Origin of the sequence: Oceanirhabdus sp. W0125-5 (assembly GCF_027938815.1) — a bacterium.
In the GTDB taxonomy this organism is placed as follows: domain Bacteria; phylum Bacillota; class Clostridia; order Clostridiales; family Clostridiaceae; genus Oceanirhabdus.
In genome coordinates this window covers 1,288,094-1,304,499 of the sequence record NZ_CP115913.1, presented here as the reverse complement: position 1 = coordinate 1,304,499, position 16,406 = coordinate 1,288,094, and the positions used below count along the sequence as shown (strand labels likewise).

At 27.5% G+C, this 16,406-nt stretch carries 25 protein-coding genes and 1 pseudogene; 2 read left to right on the top strand and 24 right to left on the bottom strand.

The genetic code is table 11. The features are described from left to right. Window positions 1-4: 4 nt before the first annotated feature. The gene (locus OW730_RS06340; protein ID WP_271228224.1) at window positions 5-172 is read right to left on the bottom strand and encodes a hypothetical protein; all 168 of its coding nucleotides are present in this window, start codon (window positions 170-172) and stop codon (window positions 5-7) included. 315 nt (window positions 173-487) lie between these two features. Between OW730_RS06340 and OW730_RS06335 the strand changes: the two genes are divergently transcribed. Next, complete coding sequence (locus OW730_RS06335) at window positions 488-937, top strand: DUF6557 family protein (protein WP_271228223.1); 450 nt, start codon at window positions 488-490, stop codon at window positions 935-937. A 33-nt stretch (window positions 938-970) separates the two neighbouring features. Then, window positions 971-1,417: a hypothetical protein gene (locus OW730_RS06330; RefSeq protein WP_271228222.1), complete on the top strand. Its 447-nt coding sequence runs from the start codon at window positions 971-973 to the stop codon at window positions 1,415-1,417. Window positions 1,418-1,611: 194 nt separating this feature from the next. Here the strand turns inward: OW730_RS06330 and OW730_RS06325 are convergent, their stop codons facing one another. From OW730_RS06325 to OW730_RS06215, 23 genes and pseudogenes are all read right to left on the bottom strand, one after another. Continuing rightward, entirely contained in the window at window positions 1,612-1,896 is a 285-nt protein-coding gene (locus tag OW730_RS06325) for a DUF7674 family protein (RefSeq protein ID WP_442945434.1), read from the bottom strand. 242 nt (window positions 1,897-2,138) lie between these two features. Continuing rightward, window positions 2,139-2,642, bottom strand: coding sequence for a hypothetical protein (locus OW730_RS06320; RefSeq protein ID WP_271228220.1), 504 nt, complete (start codon window positions 2,640-2,642; stop codon window positions 2,139-2,141). Between the two features lie 28 nt (window positions 2,643-2,670). After that, on the bottom strand, window positions 2,671-2,991 hold the full coding sequence (locus OW730_RS06315) for a hypothetical protein (protein WP_271228219.1): 321 nt from the start codon (window positions 2,989-2,991) through the stop codon (window positions 2,671-2,673). After that, entirely contained in the window at window positions 2,973-4,262 is a 1,290-nt protein-coding gene (locus OW730_RS06310; protein WP_271228218.1) for a hypothetical protein, read from the bottom strand. The genes OW730_RS06315 and OW730_RS06310 overlap by 19 nt, the downstream gene beginning before the upstream one ends. A gap of 45 nt (window positions 4,263-4,307) precedes the next feature. Continuing rightward, window positions 4,308-4,919, bottom strand: coding sequence for a hypothetical protein (locus tag OW730_RS06305; protein ID WP_271228217.1), 612 nt, complete (start codon window positions 4,917-4,919; stop codon window positions 4,308-4,310). A gap of 19 nt (window positions 4,920-4,938) precedes the next feature. Beyond that, the gene (locus OW730_RS06300) at window positions 4,939-5,565 is read right to left on the bottom strand and encodes an NADAR family protein (protein WP_271228216.1); all 627 of its coding nucleotides are present in this window, start codon (window positions 5,563-5,565) and stop codon (window positions 4,939-4,941) included. A 361-nt stretch (window positions 5,566-5,926) separates the two neighbouring features. Then, entirely contained in the window at window positions 5,927-6,430 is a 504-nt protein-coding gene (locus OW730_RS06295) for a hypothetical protein (protein ID WP_271228215.1), read from the bottom strand. 122 nt (window positions 6,431-6,552) lie between these two features. After that, window positions 6,553-6,969: a hypothetical protein gene (locus OW730_RS06290; RefSeq protein ID WP_271228214.1), complete on the bottom strand. Its 417-nt coding sequence runs from the start codon at window positions 6,967-6,969 to the stop codon at window positions 6,553-6,555. 21 nt (window positions 6,970-6,990) lie between these two features. Further along, a complete protein-coding gene (locus OW730_RS06285) occupies window positions 6,991-7,620 on the bottom strand; it encodes a hypothetical protein (RefSeq protein ID WP_271228213.1) in 630 nt (209 codons plus the stop codon). 39 nt (window positions 7,621-7,659) lie between these two features. Next, entirely contained in the window at window positions 7,660-8,361 is a 702-nt protein-coding gene (locus OW730_RS06280; RefSeq protein WP_271228212.1) for a hypothetical protein, read from the bottom strand. A gap of 179 nt (window positions 8,362-8,540) precedes the next feature. Next, window positions 8,541-8,885: a hypothetical protein gene (locus tag OW730_RS06275; protein WP_271228211.1), complete on the bottom strand. Its 345-nt coding sequence runs from the start codon at window positions 8,883-8,885 to the stop codon at window positions 8,541-8,543. Beyond that, window positions 8,885-9,268 (bottom strand): hypothetical protein, encoded by a 384-nt coding sequence (locus tag OW730_RS06270; RefSeq protein ID WP_271228210.1) that lies wholly within the window; start codon window positions 9,266-9,268, stop codon window positions 8,885-8,887. Before OW730_RS06270 ends, OW730_RS06275 begins: the two co-directional genes overlap by 1 nt. A 35-nt stretch (window positions 9,269-9,303) precedes the next feature. Continuing rightward, entirely contained in the window at window positions 9,304-9,852 is a 549-nt protein-coding gene (locus OW730_RS06265) for a CPCC family cysteine-rich protein (RefSeq protein ID WP_271228209.1), read from the bottom strand. Window positions 9,853-10,011: 159 nt separating this feature from the next. Beyond that, window positions 10,012-11,604, bottom strand: a complete 1,593-nt coding sequence (locus OW730_RS06260; RefSeq protein ID WP_271228208.1) for a hypothetical protein — start codon at window positions 11,602-11,604, stop codon at window positions 10,012-10,014. 139 nt (window positions 11,605-11,743) lie between these two features. Further along, window positions 11,744-12,016 carry a hypothetical protein gene (locus OW730_RS06255; protein WP_271228207.1) on the bottom strand — a complete coding sequence of 91 codons (273 nt, stop codon included), beginning with the start codon at window positions 12,014-12,016 and terminating at the stop codon, window positions 11,744-11,746. 20 nt (window positions 12,017-12,036) lie between these two features. Continuing rightward, entirely contained in the window at window positions 12,037-12,360 is a 324-nt protein-coding gene (locus OW730_RS06250) for a hypothetical protein (protein ID WP_271228206.1), read from the bottom strand. 93 nt (window positions 12,361-12,453) lie between these two features. Beyond that, window positions 12,454-12,795 (bottom strand): histidine kinase, encoded by a 342-nt coding sequence (locus OW730_RS06245; protein ID WP_271228205.1) that lies wholly within the window; start codon window positions 12,793-12,795, stop codon window positions 12,454-12,456. 12 nt (window positions 12,796-12,807) lie between these two features. Next, window positions 12,808-13,179 (bottom strand): cyclic-phosphate processing receiver domain-containing protein, encoded by a 372-nt coding sequence (locus OW730_RS06240; RefSeq protein ID WP_271228204.1) that lies wholly within the window; start codon window positions 13,177-13,179, stop codon window positions 12,808-12,810. A 5-nt stretch (window positions 13,180-13,184) separates the two neighbouring features. Continuing rightward, window positions 13,185-14,063, bottom strand: a complete 879-nt coding sequence (locus OW730_RS06235) for a CDI toxin immunity protein (RefSeq protein WP_271228203.1) — start codon at window positions 14,061-14,063, stop codon at window positions 13,185-13,187. Window positions 14,064-14,155: 92 nt separating this feature from the next. Next, on the bottom strand, window positions 14,156-14,563 hold the full coding sequence (locus tag OW730_RS06230; protein WP_271228202.1) for a hypothetical protein: 408 nt from the start codon (window positions 14,561-14,563) through the stop codon (window positions 14,156-14,158). Between the two features lie 277 nt (window positions 14,564-14,840). After that, a pseudogene (locus OW730_RS06225) lies at window positions 14,841-15,098 on the bottom strand (sugar phosphate nucleotidyltransferase); the annotation flags it as partial. 89 nt (window positions 15,099-15,187) lie between these two features. Continuing rightward, window positions 15,188-15,670 (bottom strand): ribosomal-processing cysteine protease Prp, encoded by a 483-nt coding sequence (locus tag OW730_RS06220; RefSeq protein WP_271228200.1) that lies wholly within the window; start codon window positions 15,668-15,670, stop codon window positions 15,188-15,190. 20 nt (window positions 15,671-15,690) lie between these two features. After that, window positions 15,691-16,170 carry an NADAR family protein gene (locus OW730_RS06215; protein WP_271229524.1) on the bottom strand — a complete coding sequence of 160 codons (480 nt, stop codon included), beginning with the start codon at window positions 16,168-16,170 and terminating at the stop codon, window positions 15,691-15,693. Window positions 16,171-16,406: the final 236 nt, after the last annotated feature.

Sequence of the window (16,406 nt, the reverse complement as noted above, 5' to 3'; positions counted from 1 at the left end):
GCTATCACCTACTCTCATCTTTTATGAGAGCGGTATTTATGTTGTCATTAGTCTTCTCATCTCTCTGTTCTTTCATACTTTGATTTAGTTTAACAATAACCAAAGACTTCATTAGCTTATCAATTGACTGATTACTATAATGTCTTTCTACAATGAACTTATTTTTTGCCATAAAAAGACCTCAACATATTATTTTTTTATAATTATATGCTGAGGAATATAATTTATTTATACTTTTTGTTATGTTTGGCTAGATTTAAGAATAATATTGGAATTGTACGTCCGAACAAATGTTAAATATTTGAAAGTAAGTTGATAATTCTGTATAATTTAGAATAGATACAAAAGAATTATAGTCCAAATATTTATTTTGCATCACAAGTAGCTAAGCAGCTATAGAGATTGTTATAATAGTAAGTTCAATGAAATAAATAGTGGGTTTTCAACTTGCTATATTACATACTATGAAAGTGAAAAAGGTGAAATTATGACTATATTTAAAGATTTAATTAATGAAACTAATTTTAGTGATGTTTGGGATTGTTTTATTAGACACTATAAAACTGAAACTGAAAAATCATATTTAGAATACAAAAATTTTTATAAAAAGCTAAGAGACATCGTCCCAGTAGAAAATAAAGACAATCTAGCTATTTATATAAGTGCTTTCAAAGATGATAAAGATGGTGAAGCAGTATATCAAGAAGAATATTATGAAAATGACAAAGAATTATACTTTGATGTAGGTGGTATAGATAAAGCTGGTCAAGTATATGGTATTGAAGGATGTAAATTTAGTACTTGGCTAGGTTTAAAAATTGATACAGAAACATTATCTAAGATGAGTACTCCTAATATTATAGCTCATTGTATTTGGGAAATGAGTTTTTTCGGACTTGAGCGTAAAGAAACTGAAAATGGAATTATATTAGATTAATATTTAATAATAAATAAAGATTGGAGAGCTAATATGTCTAATAATATTTTAAAAGTAATACCAAAAGACTATAAATTTATTCCTACTCTAGATGATAGACATGAAATAGAAGAATTTCTTAGAATAAATTTATTAGCTCATGAGGTTAAAATTAAAGTATTCAAAAATGTAGAATTTGTTGACCAAGGGAGTAATTTTGAAAGTATAGTATGTCCTTATTGTGGATTCGATATATCTATTGATTGGTGGCATGAAAAAATGAGTGCTGCATATGAAAATCTTTTTGAAGATTTAAATGTTATTACTCCATGTTGTAAAAATTCTTCTACTCTTAATGATTTAAAATATATTTTATCAGCTGGTTTCGCAAAATTCATGATTGAAATTTCAAATCCTAAGTTAAAGTTAAATGAAGAATTGATAGATACTATAGAACAAAAATTATGTTGTAAAATCAAAGAAGTATGGGTTCATTATTAAAGCTATCTTGATTAAAACTGGTGTGATATATTTGATATAATCAAAGAACATACCTTATCTAAAGGAGTCATGGCATGCCTGCTGAAATAAGGTACCTAAGATTAAAAAGCTTCTATAACACTAAAATACACCTTGAGTACAGGAATGATGTAAAATCAAATGGACACTTTTTTTATTAATTAATAGTATATAAATTATCTACGCCCCCAAAAACTTTCTACTTCTTTTGACATACAAATTAGCTCCTTTGAAAAGTAGGAGTAAGCATTACTTAGTACTTTACCATCATCACCTAATCTTTCTAATATAGTTACAATTACAATATTCTTAACATCATCATCTCCATCGCTATACATTTCTTCAATAAAAGATATATATTTTTTAATTAAATTTTTATCTGTATTAATTTTAAGCAACTCAAATAATGGTTCATTAATACCCTCTGAAAAGAAAACATGCCCTAACAATTCACCATATATTTCTAAATGCTCTTTAAATATTTTCTCGTCCTCTGGAAATTTAAGTACAATTTTATTTGCGAAATATTCTTTATTAATACTAACACCACCTAATTACAATTTTATTCACAGTAGAGTTAAAAACCTATTTTAAATACAACTATTACAGAAAATGAAAAACCTTTCTACTAATTATTCATGACTTTGACTCCAAGTTATTAATATCCTATTTTTTTGATAAGCTTCTCATTTTGTGAAGTTTATTACTTCAACCCTTTATATCTGCTTGCAAACCATGCATCATTTTTATATTCATTCCAATATATCTTTGCATTCTGAAATTCTACCTCTATTTCAATCATATATTCAAAGGTATCAATTAAAAAATAATATTTGTATCGATTATTTGTTCTATTTAACAGATTACAACTTAAAACTTGAGTATCATTTAATAAATCTAAATGCTCTCTTAATATTTTATCAATCACTATTATTTTAGGTTTACCTATTGGTTTTTTAGTCTTTGAATCAATTGTAACTCCATAATCTTTTTTCATGCTAACAATTCTATATTTTTCAAAATAAATTAATCCACTATCTGTTTGTTTAGGTGTGTTAAAAGGATTAAGAGCATGCTCAGGTAATATATCAAGATGACTCATCTTCCATGTCATCTTATTATCATCAAGTTCAATAGATTCAATATAACAATCATGTACGCTCATCAATTCAATAGTATTCTCTGAAAAATAATTATAATCATTCATAATGTAACCTCCAAGTATATCTTCATGCTTATAGCTTCTTCAAGATAAAACCAATCCAATCAATAAACTCTTTACTCAATTTCTCCTTATAATTAATATAAGATTTCTTTATTTCTTCTAGTTGAGTAGCTGTAGGCTGTGTAAATGATCTATTAAAAGTACTTTCCCATCTGTATAATGCACTATTACCAATAGCTGAAATAGATTCATCACTGCTCGCAGCAAATTCCATAATAAATCTTAAAGAATCCCATTTAGGACAACTGCATAACACAACTACTGCATTTCTTTTAATTATAGTTATATTAGTTTCATTGTATATTTTATAAACTAAGTTAAAGTCAAACATCCCTTTATTGTTGATAAGTATTCTTTTGCTTCATTAGATATACCAACTCTTTCATCATTCAGTGCATCTATTACTTCAGATTCACAAAGGTTAAAATCAATAATCGATAAAGATTTAAGTAATTTCTTAACCACTGGAATTTTCTCATAATTTAGATTACTCTTCAGTATATCTATCTCATTTATTGTAGCTACTTCAGCTAATCCTAATAAAGCATGTTCATTTGTACTACTATCCTGTAATCTTTCAGTATAAAATTTTATAAAATCCTTAAATCCTAATTTTCGCATATAATATCTAGCAAGTTCTCTAACAGAATAATATTTATCAACTAAAGCAAACTCTAGTTTAACTGGTGTATCAAAATAACCACGATTGAATAATTCAGTTAAAGCTATCTCTCTAACCTTATACCCTTTATCATTTAAAAATATATCTTTTAAACTATAAAGTTTTTCATCTGATAAAGTTTTAATAATTTTTTCAATGGCTTTTCCACGTATTTTAGCAATAGGTTCTTTAAGTATTATATTAATTAGATTAGCACTATCAATTAATCTTCTGTTTATTAATATCTTATAACAAAAATCCCGTGCATGATTGTCTCTACATTTTAAGCAAGTTAAAATTTCTTCTGTTAAGTTTTCAGTATCACCTAACTGATTAATTTCTTCCATAATCTTATAAGAATTACCTCTTGAATATTCAGCTGTATGCTTAAAAAGTGTGAAGTGTTCCATAATACTTACAAAGTTTTCTTTACTTATATATTCAATTAAATATTTAATTGATTTCTCTCTTATAACATCTACCCAATCATTAGTCCTTATAATAATAAAGGGTAATATCTTATTACTATCTATTTTAAACAATTCATCTAAAGCCTTTTCACGGAAATATCCATTTGGATGAAATGTTGATAATCCAATGATATTAATTTTTTCTTCTTGAGACATGTCTAAATCAAGTAATGAATTAACCGACTCTGATTCCCACTCATATGACCAGCTATATGATGTTGTTGAACGAAAAATCTTATCTAATAAGATTAATTTTTTTCTATTCAAGCTATCTATAGTATCCGATAATGAGTTTATAGCTCTTCTCTTTAAATCCTTATCTTCTAATAGCAACGCCCAATATATTGTTGATATTTTACCCAAATCTTTTTCAGCTTCATAGGCCGATATTTCAGAATCAAAATCATGATTTGGTATATACTTTCTATAATCAATTTCTTTATTTTTCTTATTAAATAATTTCTTAATCATATTCATAGCCCCCATCCCCCTTACAAAAGATTCTTTAATCCCAATCTATATCATTGAAAAAATTATTGCTCCACCTGAACCTAGTATTGCAAACTTATCTCCTAAACATGAAAAACCACATTTTATCCATCCATCTAATTCTTGAATATTAATCATATAAGTTTTATCTAAGTATTCTCTTGAAGCTGCACCTGGCTCGAAAACATTGTTAATTATTACTGATGCACGAGGCCACCATGGATAAATAACTTCAATATTCCACCCATCATCATTTACATATAAACCATCACCAGCATTTAATCCAAAAATATTAATTATTTCATTGGTTGATGGAATAGTAAATTTCAGATAATCATCAGATAGATTTTTATCAACTATTTCATAATCATAAATAATCTCTTTTGTTTCACCATTAGATGAATTATTAATACTATAAGCTGAATCTGATATAAGCACAAAATTATCATTCTTATCCCATCCCCCAGCAATAATTCCTGCACCACATATAAATATTCTCTCACCCCATGGTATTGGTGGTAATCCTGGTATCATAGCCTTTGCCTTATTAAGAAGATTTAACTCAAACTCTGTTAATATTTCTTTTTCTTTAGTCTTATTTCTCTTTTTATACCAGTCCATAAAGTCTCCTTCTTTCATAATTAATGAGCTAAATTTTTTATAACTCCCATCCTTCAGGAGCTACATAATATTTCTCATATTCTTTTAATGCTCTATCTCCCCACTTTTGATGCCATAGATGTATTTTATATACGTAAGTTTCGCCTTCTCCCATTCTCCAAAACATATCAATTGGATGAATATTTGGATAAGCTAACCACTGTGGTAAAAAATATTCACCATCATATTCATCATAAGACTCTCTTAGCTTCATCAAAAGGATACCAAGCATATTCTTTCCTGTACCATCTCCTCCATCAGCCCAATATGAATCATTTCTAGTATGTTCAATTAAAATCACATCACCTGTTGAAAGTAATATATTTCTTAATTCTTCATTACTATCAAACTTTGCTTTTAATACTTTATACATAATATCATCTTTAACTTCTTCCCAATCTTTACGTAATGGTCGTGTTCTATCTCTCCCCATTTTTGCTGCAACCATTGGTGTTTTAGCTTGATTTATTAAATCATAATGTTCTGTTCCTTGGAACTTCATTGCTTGAAAATAATGCTCACTTGTTTTCCACATATATCCGTCTAATTCAAATGGTGAAGCATAAAAATTAGAAAAGCACCCATATGGTTTATCTGTATTATAAAATTCAATTATCTTCTTCATCTCTTAAACTCCCCCTTTAACTCTCATGAATTACTTATCTCGAATTATGATAAATTACTTTTATACTAATTCATACCCTCTAACAAAGGTGACTTAAACTAAATTTCCAAAACATTTCTTAAACAATATTATACCAAACCTTCCAAATTTATTGTTGATAATTGCATAAAAATAAAAGCTACCTGTAACCAAATAACTTTCATTCCACTAACATATATTTATGTACTTCTCACACAACCACCATTCACCTCATCACCTATATCGTCTACAACGGGGTATCCTTATTAGTCAGTCAATAAGTACTACTCCATTACTCTTTTAATTCCCAAAAATATTATTTAGGTGCTTGTATATATTTAGATTACCTCTGTTTTATAACCTCATTAACAGCTTCTTCATAATCTTTATAGTAGCTATCATACTTGCTAATATTATCTTCAAAAGAATTTACTACATCTCTTAAATCATGATGAATATGATTTTCCGCCAAATGATAAGCATCGTCTAAATAATATAATCCATAATATTCATCTTCAAATGAAAACCCTGTATGTATAAGTAATCTTTCTGTACATCTAATTGCATGCTTAATATCAATTTCTTTTTGTATATATTTTTTACTAATGAGTGATAATGCAACTTTAAGAACATATTCATTATCGACAGCACCATGATATTCCCAAAGCTTATCTTCTATATCATCAATTTTGGCTTTAGACATCATAGCTACTTCAATTATCTCATATGGTGGATTATCTAACTCCTCAATAACTTTATCAAAAAACTCTATTGTTTCTTTAATAGTAAATATCCCACAGCCAATCCCAAACTTATAAACTGCACTAAGTAATTGTAATGAATTCATTCTTAATATCCTCACTTATTAAAATTATATATATTAAATCTTTAGAATTGTTTATTTTAGTTATCTTTTTTATCTACTTAAACAAAAAAAATTTAATTTTAAAACAAAGATTTTTTTCTGTACTATTTATACAAACTTTCTAAGTATTCCTCTTCTTCTAAGCTCTTCATATTCCAATTAAAATCTATACAAGTAATATTTATATTACAGTCACCATATATATCAATTTGCCATACAGAATCTGAATCTTTGCATGCGCTAAGATCTATATTGTTTAGCTCATCAATACTTTTTTTAATAACCTTGGTATCAAGTACAAGAAGACTATGTTCCTCTGCTCCGTCTGAATCAACCTCTTTGCTTATCCCAAAATTTATAACACGTTTACAGCTAAAAATAACTTTCCAGTACTTTTCTTTAACCTTTCCATATACCATAAACTCTAAAATGATATCATTAAAATTTTCTGAGACTTTCATTTTTAAATTAGCATTATCTAAATATTCACTTGTAATATTATCAACAGATATTTCTTTCATATTCCTCTCTCCCAATAAATCTTAATAGTTAGCATCCCAAGGCAAAGTTTCCCACCTACAAGTTCGAGCTATAACTAAAGCATCTGATATTCTCTTACATGTAAATTCTGTAGAAATATTTTTATATAAGTATTCAAACTTATTTGGAATTATTGCTAGATCAAATTGATATAACTCTTCAATATTATTACTATGAATTGCATCTAAAGCCTTACAATCTTGAGCTTCATCAGTAAAGTAAACCCCTGCTTCTTTAAAATAATCCCAAAACTTATTTAATGATTTCCAGATAATTTGTCCAATTTCTTTAGTAAGCTTATTTGTTCTGTAATCTTCAATTTCATCAGTATGAAATAGCAACTCTACTTTCACAACATCATAAAATTCTTGAGATAAAAAGCCTGATATTAATGGACGTATTTGTAAATCAATATCTGTATTTAGAATCTTAATTTTCTGTGTTTCAAAATCACACCATGTATAGACAAATCCATTATCTTCAACCTTCCAAGAAATATCTTTAATCCAATTATCTAATAGCTTTTTATTAATTCCAAATTCTAAAAACAAATCCCCAGCTTTAATCAGTACTTCATTAAATGTTTGTTCATTATATTTAATATAAGTTTGTATTTGCGAATATTCTGGCATAATACCACTCCTAATAAAACTAATATTATACTAAGTTAGTTAATCCTTTTTAGGATAATATCTAAATATTTGTCTAAATTCATTTACATTAATTAAATGCTTTATTATTTCTTCTATCCTTACTCTACTTATCTTATCAACTATAATCAAATCGCTACTCCAAAAATATTTACCGTTAAGACATTCACCTGTATTTACATTTTTTTCTCTCAACCAATTAATATTATCATATGTAAAGAAGGATGCCCAAAAACGTGTTCCATCCTCAAATTCCACAACTACATCGGTATTATCTTTTGTAATATCATTTTTATGCTCCTTACACTCTTCCTCTTCTATCCATACCTCATACTCATAATTACTCAAGTCTTCATTTGATTCTATTATGCTATGATTAATTTTTTCTGACCATCTATCAATCCATTCTTTTTCTTTTTTTAGGTATTCACTATCACTTAATTTATGTGCATCTTCAATATAAAATCCATCACAAGCGAAATCCTTACCTTCTTCATCTGTAACAATTACAGATGATCTTGCTTTTCCAAAGGCAAAATACGGACATCTTGTATTACCACCTTCACCTCCTTCTATACAATGTAAACCAATATCATCAGAACCGTTTATACAAAACTCTGGTATTTTTTTATCTTTCTCTTCATCACTATGAAAAAAACAATACCCTTCCATTACAATATGTTTCCAACCCATTGTTTCACCTCTATTTATGTTTTTTTGCATTGCTCTAATAGTTTTGTGCTTATAATACCTTCCAGCTATACAATGAGCTACTCATGGAAGTGAAGCTGCATAAGTTTAATACAACACTAACTGTTATCAAGAAGATATACTTCATCCCCCTAAGCCAATTCCAGTAACCCTTATTCAAACACATTGTTGTGCTAAATTCAGCTCTCACTCTAATATATTGTAAGGTTTCCAGCTTTCCATTCTTTCAACAAATACTTGATATCAAAGTCTAAATGTCTATTTATCCCTCTTAATCTTTCAATACAATCTAGTGCTGCTTTCTCATCAACATTCAGCAAGTATATGCTTGCTGTATATCTTACATAAATATGCTCATGATTAAGTAATTCATATAATTTCTCTATTCCACCTGCACTTGATTTCAATTTGAGAAATAACTTATGGGATTTCTCAAATAATTTATTAGTCTTTTTATAATTTTCAACAATGTCGATTGAATAAGTACAATAATCTATGGCTACTTCTATACATTCATCCACTAGAGATTTATTCATTATATCTTCCTCCATACTACATCTAAATCTCCATCATCAAATCCTGTTGTTATTACATTAATACTTTCTCTAATGTTTAATGATTCCTCTTTAAGGAATTCTCTTAACTTATCTATAATATAATCATTAAATATATTCCAATCCATTTGGTTTAATCTCTCATCATCTACTATTAAGTATTTACTACTGGGAACATAATCCTCATTACATGCCCAATCAAAATCCTCTTCATCATACTCTGAAGAGCCTATTGCATATATACTAAATCCATTATCACTCTCAAATAGCCCAAAATTTATTGCTAATATATCTTTGCTAATGGCTTTATCTGTGATAACTTGTCTAACCCAATACTTAAACTTACTCTCAAAGTTACCTTTCATAACTTACCTCCAAATAATATATAGTTACTATTTTCTTATCTAAATTCTACAATACATGAATAGTTAGGATACATGCTATTTAAATCATCTAAAAGTTCTTTCATTATTTTTGCATCTTTCGGAAATTTTCTCTCAATATTATCCCAACCATAGAATGTTAACTTTTCTGGCATCTCTACTAACCCTGTAATTCCATCCCAAAACGCATCCCAATTAATTCCATAAAAATCTGGAAAATCTAGTTTTTCTTTTAATAGAAAGTGTAATTCTTTAATTTCTTTAATATCTGATACACTAATATCAATAGATATTATAGTTCCATCTAAATTTTCATACGCTCTCCAAGATAAATCTTTTATATCGAAATCATTTGCTTTTCTTACAGAATCAATACTTTCTTTATCACAGGTACCAAACTTCATAAAATTCTTTTGAGCCTGTCTCAGTGAAATATCACCATTAACTCCTCCTTCATAGTCAGCATTTCCCCAGCTTATAGGGTCATCTTGCCAATAACATATAGGACAAATATCATGCATTTCACTTGCCAATGTTTTATATCCACAACACAAACATGTTTTCATAACATATTCCTTTCTTAAATTAATATAAACTAATTTTTATTAACAATTAACACATTTGATATCTCACGTAGCTCGATACTTCTTAGTGAATTTACCATGATAATACTATAAATAATTACACAGCAACAAGAAATATATTGTTAATCTACATATTCAAGCTTATAGCTTCTTCAATATAAATCCAATCCACTCAATAAACTCTTTACTCAAATTATTCTTATATTTAATATATGATTTTTTTATCTCTTCTAGTTGAGTAGCTGTCGGTTGCATAAAGGACCTATTAAAAGTCATTTCCCATCTATCTAATGCACTTATACCAATAGCTGAAATAGATTCATCACTGCTCGCAGCAAATTCCATAATAAATCTTAAAGAATCCCATTTAGGACAATTACATAACACAACTGCTGCATTTCTTTTAATTATAGTTATATTAGTTTCTTTGTATATTTTATAAACTGAGTTAAAGTCAAACATTCCTTTATTGTTGATAAGTATTCTTTTGGCTTCATTAGAAATACCAACTCTTTCATCATTCAGTGCATCTATTACTTCAGATTCACAAAGGTTAAAATCAATAATCGATAAAGATTTAAGTATTTTCTTAACCACTAATATCTTCTTATGATTCAAATTACTCTTCAGTATATCTACCTCATTTATTGTAGCTACTTCAGCTAATCCTAATAAAGCATATTCATTTGTACTACTATCCTGTAATCTTTCAGTATAAAATTTTATAAAATACTTAAATCCTAATTTCCGCATATAATATCTAGCAAGCTCTCTAACAGAATAATATTTATCAACTAAAGCAAACTCTAGCTTAACTGGTGTATCAAAATAACCACGATTGAATAATTCAGTTAAAGCTATCTCTCTAACCTTATACCCTTTATCATTTAAAAATATATCTTTTAAACTATAAAGTTTTTCATATGATAAAGTTTTAATAATTTTTTCAATGGCTTTTCCACGTATTTTAGCAATAGGTTCTTTAAGTATTATATTAATTAGATTAGCACTATCAATTACTCTCCTGTTTATTAATACAGTATAACAAAAATCCCTTGCATGATTATCTCTACATTTTAAGCTAGTTAAAATCTCTTCTGTTAAGTCTTCAGTATTAACTAATTGATTAAGTTCTTCCATAATTTTATAAGAATTACCTCTTGAATATTCAGCTGTATGCTTAAAAAGTATGAAGTGGTCCATAATGCTTACAAAGTTTTCTTTACTTATATATTCTATTAAATATTTAGTTGCTTTCTCTCTTATCACGTCTACCCAATCATTAGTCCTTATAATAATAAAGGGTAATATCTTTTTACTATCTATTTTAAATAATTCATCTAAAGCCTTTTCACGAAAATATCCATTTGGATGAAATGTTGATAATCCAATAATATTAACTTTTTCATCTTGAGATATTTCTGAATCAAGTAATGAATTAACTGACTCTGATTCCCATTCATATGACCAGCTATATGATGTTGTTGAACGAAAAATCTTATCTAATAAGATTAATTTTTTTCTATTCATGCTATCTATAGTATCAGATAATGAGTTTATAGCTCTTCTCTTTAAGTCCTTATTTTCTAATAGTAAAGACCAATATATTGTTGATATTTTACACAAATCTTTTTCCGCTTCATAGGTCGATAATTCAGCATCAAAATCATAATTAGGTATATACTTTCTATAATCAATTTCTTTATTTTTCTTATTAAATAATTTCTTAATCATATTAAAACTCCTATCATCAAAGGATTTGTCACACCTTAGTAAAAAACTTTAACTAATAATCGATGATATCAATATTTTCATCCATTACTTACATTTTATTATATTTGACTTTTAAGTTCATTTTCTTACTTTAGAATTATTATTTTGTAGTACCATTTTTCTTAATTTTGTAGTTAATATTCTCTAATTGTTTCTCATAGTCCCAATCATCAGGTTTTAATTCTTTATTAAACCATATACAACCATTATTAATCCATTTGCATCTAAATTTTTCTACATTTTCTTCTTTGCAATCTTCATATCCAAATTCAACTCCACAACAATCACAAATATTATGAGTTGGAATATTTCCTTCCCATGGAGCTTCATCTAAATCTGAATAACCACAAACATGACAAGTATATTTACCCATTTTATTTACCCCTTTTAAATCTACCAGGATGTTATTACTTCATTACTTTCAGAACCATATCCTTTAACTATAAAACCATTTTTATGAGCATGTTCATTTATAGCTATCAGAATATCTTTTCTAAATAGTGAGATAGCATTATATATTTCTCTCTGTTTGTCTTCCCTATAACAATGCTCTTCAAAAATAACGAAATTTAATCTGTCTAACTTCTTTATTATAAAAATATTGCCTTCATATTCGCCTGAACGAATATTTTGGTCAATTATAAAATCATAAATTGCATCATAAAATTCCTGGTCTGATATTTCATCTTGTAAAAAATTTGATAGTGTTTCTTTCATCTTCCCCCTCCAACTCTTTCTTTAAACTACTATATAAATAGATATTTCACTTAACCTTAAAAGCTTGTCTAGTAATACCTTATTCTTCTACATCTAATAAATAATCAAAATTTCTTCATGCAAAGCAATACTTTCCTTTAGAGATTCTGTTGTTTCTCTATCAATTAAATCTAATGTATAACTATCTGCTAATTCATCTCCACCATCAATCATTACCAAAACAGAATGTAATACACCTTGAATAACTTCATTTAGAATTTTTTCATATGCAGCTTTTTCAGTATCGGTGATGATTTTACTCTGAAGTAGTTTATATTGTTCCTCAAATTCAGACCAAATCAAATCAGTATCTGGATTCAATCCTTCTAAACTAGACTCAACCCAATAGTCTTTAATGTTTTTAAGATTTTCATATAGTAATCTTTGTTTATCCATAATTAATCCCCTCTAATATCTCTTATTTTCAGAGTATATATTTTCAGTTACTGGATAATGATAAATCTTAATATCACTATCAATAAATCCTCTTCTTTGTGCACCTAATAAAGTATGATACATATTTTCTCTACCAACTGAATTATCAGTATGTAAATATATACTTTCAGCTCTTAACCCTTTTTCACAGATATATTTAACTAAATCATATCCAGAAGGTACAATGTTACCTTGTTCATCAATTCCTAAATCATGATCAAGTGAAAGAATTTCAATTTCAAAATTTTCAAGATAAAATTTCGCTTGTTCTACTGTTCTTGCTATCTTAAACCCCTCTGGACAATTACGTAAATCATCAACATATAAGTTTATTTTTTGTTTCATAACGTTCAACTCTCCAACATCGTTTTTCTTATTAAATAACTTCCTTCATGGTTGAATTCAAATACACATTTAAAATCTTCGCTACATATCCATGTATCAAAACTTACCGCTAATACATCATCAATATTTTGTAAAATATTTTTAATTTCAGCTCTTACTACAGGTAATTCAGCATTATCCCATATAATCAAAACTTCCTGAATTTCATTATTTCTCATTTCCCTTAAAGCATTATCATATGTAGTCTCATTAAACTTCTCTAAAAGTAAATCATCTAATTTCCCCTTAATATTTCTGTTTGTAAACTCTAATAAGATTCTTCCTTCAATTTTTTGTATACACTCATCAAACAATACACCATAATTTTTCTTTTTCTTAAGCTTTAAACGCATTGTCTTATGAATCCTATTTAAATAAAGCTCTTCTCTACTTTCAAAGCTCGGTACAACTGTATATAAATAATTTCTAAAATCATTTATATAGGCATTTTCACCCATTATATGTACTTCCTTTTTAAGTACAAAGCTTAATAAACTTATAAACGTAATTATTTCATTAATATGTCTTTCATCATTAATATCTGTAGGATCAAAATCTAATTCAATATAAGATTCATCCCAAAAAAAGCAATGGATTTCAAAATTTAAAATTAATATCTTTAGACATATATTAGTTGTTTCACTTAAAATAAAAATGTCATCAATGCTTTTATCAAATAAAGATAATTCTTCATCATCAATAACAATAGAGCTAATATATGTATTTCCAACAAACTCTATAAACTTTCTCCATACTTCAATAGTAGTATTATCAATAATAATGTCTCTATAACTTCCATCAATATATAAAACTTCTGATTTGAACTTTTTATAATCTATATTCATGAATTCCCTCTCTCAAACAACTATTAATTACCGTTAACTCCAGGTCAATACCTATAACTATTAAGTAATCAAATTAAATAATATATGTATTTCTATTTATCTATCTTCATAATAATACCATTAGTATCTAACCCTACTACCTTTATAACCTCTGTCTCTCCTATCCTTCTTGAACCTTCCATAAAGTAACCTTTCGTTCCAATTTTAATTCTATGCTTATGAATTTCTTCTCTCATTTTTGGAAATGCAATCCACATTCTTGCTGTACCACTAAGATTAACTGGCTCATTTTCATCCTTTATTACATTACCCTTCTCATCTTCAAACTCAGGATGAATCATATAAATACCAGTCTTAGATATGTCATCACCGTCATATGCAAAATCACATCTATATCCTTGAAATGTTTGTTTTCTTCCACCTTCTTCAACTTTATAAAGCCTATATTTCACAATAAAGTCTTCTGAATGTTTATGTTTAATTTCATATGGTATCCACATATAATTCCTCCTCAATTTAAAATATAATCAATGAAGATGCTTTGAACCACTTAAATAATACACTTCCTTCACCTAATACAAATGCTTTCAATATACTAAAAATCAAATTTTGAAACACACCTCTTAAACAATATTATACCAAACCTTCCAATGATTTGTTGATAATGCATAAAAATAAAAGCTACCTATAACCAGATAACTTTCATTTCATTAACATATATTTATGTACTCCTCACACAACCACCATTTACCTCATGACCTATATCGTCTACAACGGGGTCTCCTTGTTCGCAGGCTCAACAAAAATATTATCTTTATTCAATTCGGGAATCTCTTCACAGATTTTACCGTAGTAATCCTTATTAGTTACCATGTATATATTCTCAAGAGCTACAACTTTCTTTATTCTGTCGATTGTGTTTCTCAAAAAACTTTTATTATTTATAATATCTAGAAATTGTTTGGGATTATCCTCACGTGATAATGGGTATAATCTTGTTCCTTTTCCACCTGCTAATATAAGTGCATATAACAACTATGTCACTCCGAATTCTTGATTCAATTTATAATATGTTTATTTATGTGATTAGTGAAAACTTTAATAGGTTAAATTTAAAATTAATATTATTCAATTACTTTTTGTATAATTATATTTTCATCACCATAAGAATCTTGAAGAGATATCATTCCAAACAAAGCTGATTTAATTAATATTGCAGCTTCATTACTACCCTGTCCTTTTTTCATATTAGGTAATATGCATCTAACATAGTTCTTTTCCATTTCAAATTCCACTTTATCATCAGTGAAATTTCTTAATGAACCAACCATGTTTTGTGATAGTATAGAAATAGCTGCATTAAAAATATCTTTTCCAGCTTCATCATACTTAGATTCTCCAGATACAGTAATTCCATATATGATTCCATCTTTATTTTCAGAAACAATAACATTTATCCTCTTTACATTATTAAGGTCTCTTTTTTCTACTATTGGAATCTGCTTAAATATTCCTTCTGAAGCTATTAAGTTTTTTTCTACGTCTTTAGTTCCTCCTGAAAAAATACCTTTAATTATTTCAGTAATTTTTCTTGATTGCGTTTTCATATAAATCTTCCTTTTCAATTTTATTCCTGATATTTAAATGGAAAATCTTCAATTAACTTATTAAATTTCTTTTCCCATTGGAAAAAATCCTCTACGGGTAGTCTTCCCCAAAATTGTAATCCTGATATTTCAACTGATACTGTTATAAAATATTCATCATAAGACTCTCTTAGTTTCATCAAAAGAATACCAAGCATATTCTTTCCTGTACCATCTACTCCATCAGCCCAATATAAATCATTTCTAGTATGTTCAATTAAAAGAGCATCACCTGTTGAAAGCAATATGTTTCTTAACTCTTCATCACTATCAAACTTTGCTTTTAATGCTTTATACATAATATCATCTTTTACGTCTTCCCAATCTTTACGTAATGGTCGTGTTCTATCTCTACCCATTTTCGCTGCAATCATTGGTGTTTTCGCTTGGTTTATTAAATCATAATGTTCTGTTCCTTCAAATTTCATCGCTTGAAAATAGTGCTCACTAGTTTTCCATATGTGTCCGTCTAATTCAAAGGTGGAAGCATAAAATCTTCTATTATCTTTAACCTTTAAATATTTTTTACTATTATCCGAAAATACTATTAAATAAAAGCGCTACCATACAAATTCAAATATGAATTATAATTTACAACTCATATAGATACTTAAATGTATAGGTTTACTCTATAAACCTATCTAAATTATCTAATTACTTATTACCATATTAGTGCTTAAAATACCAAACTTCAAGT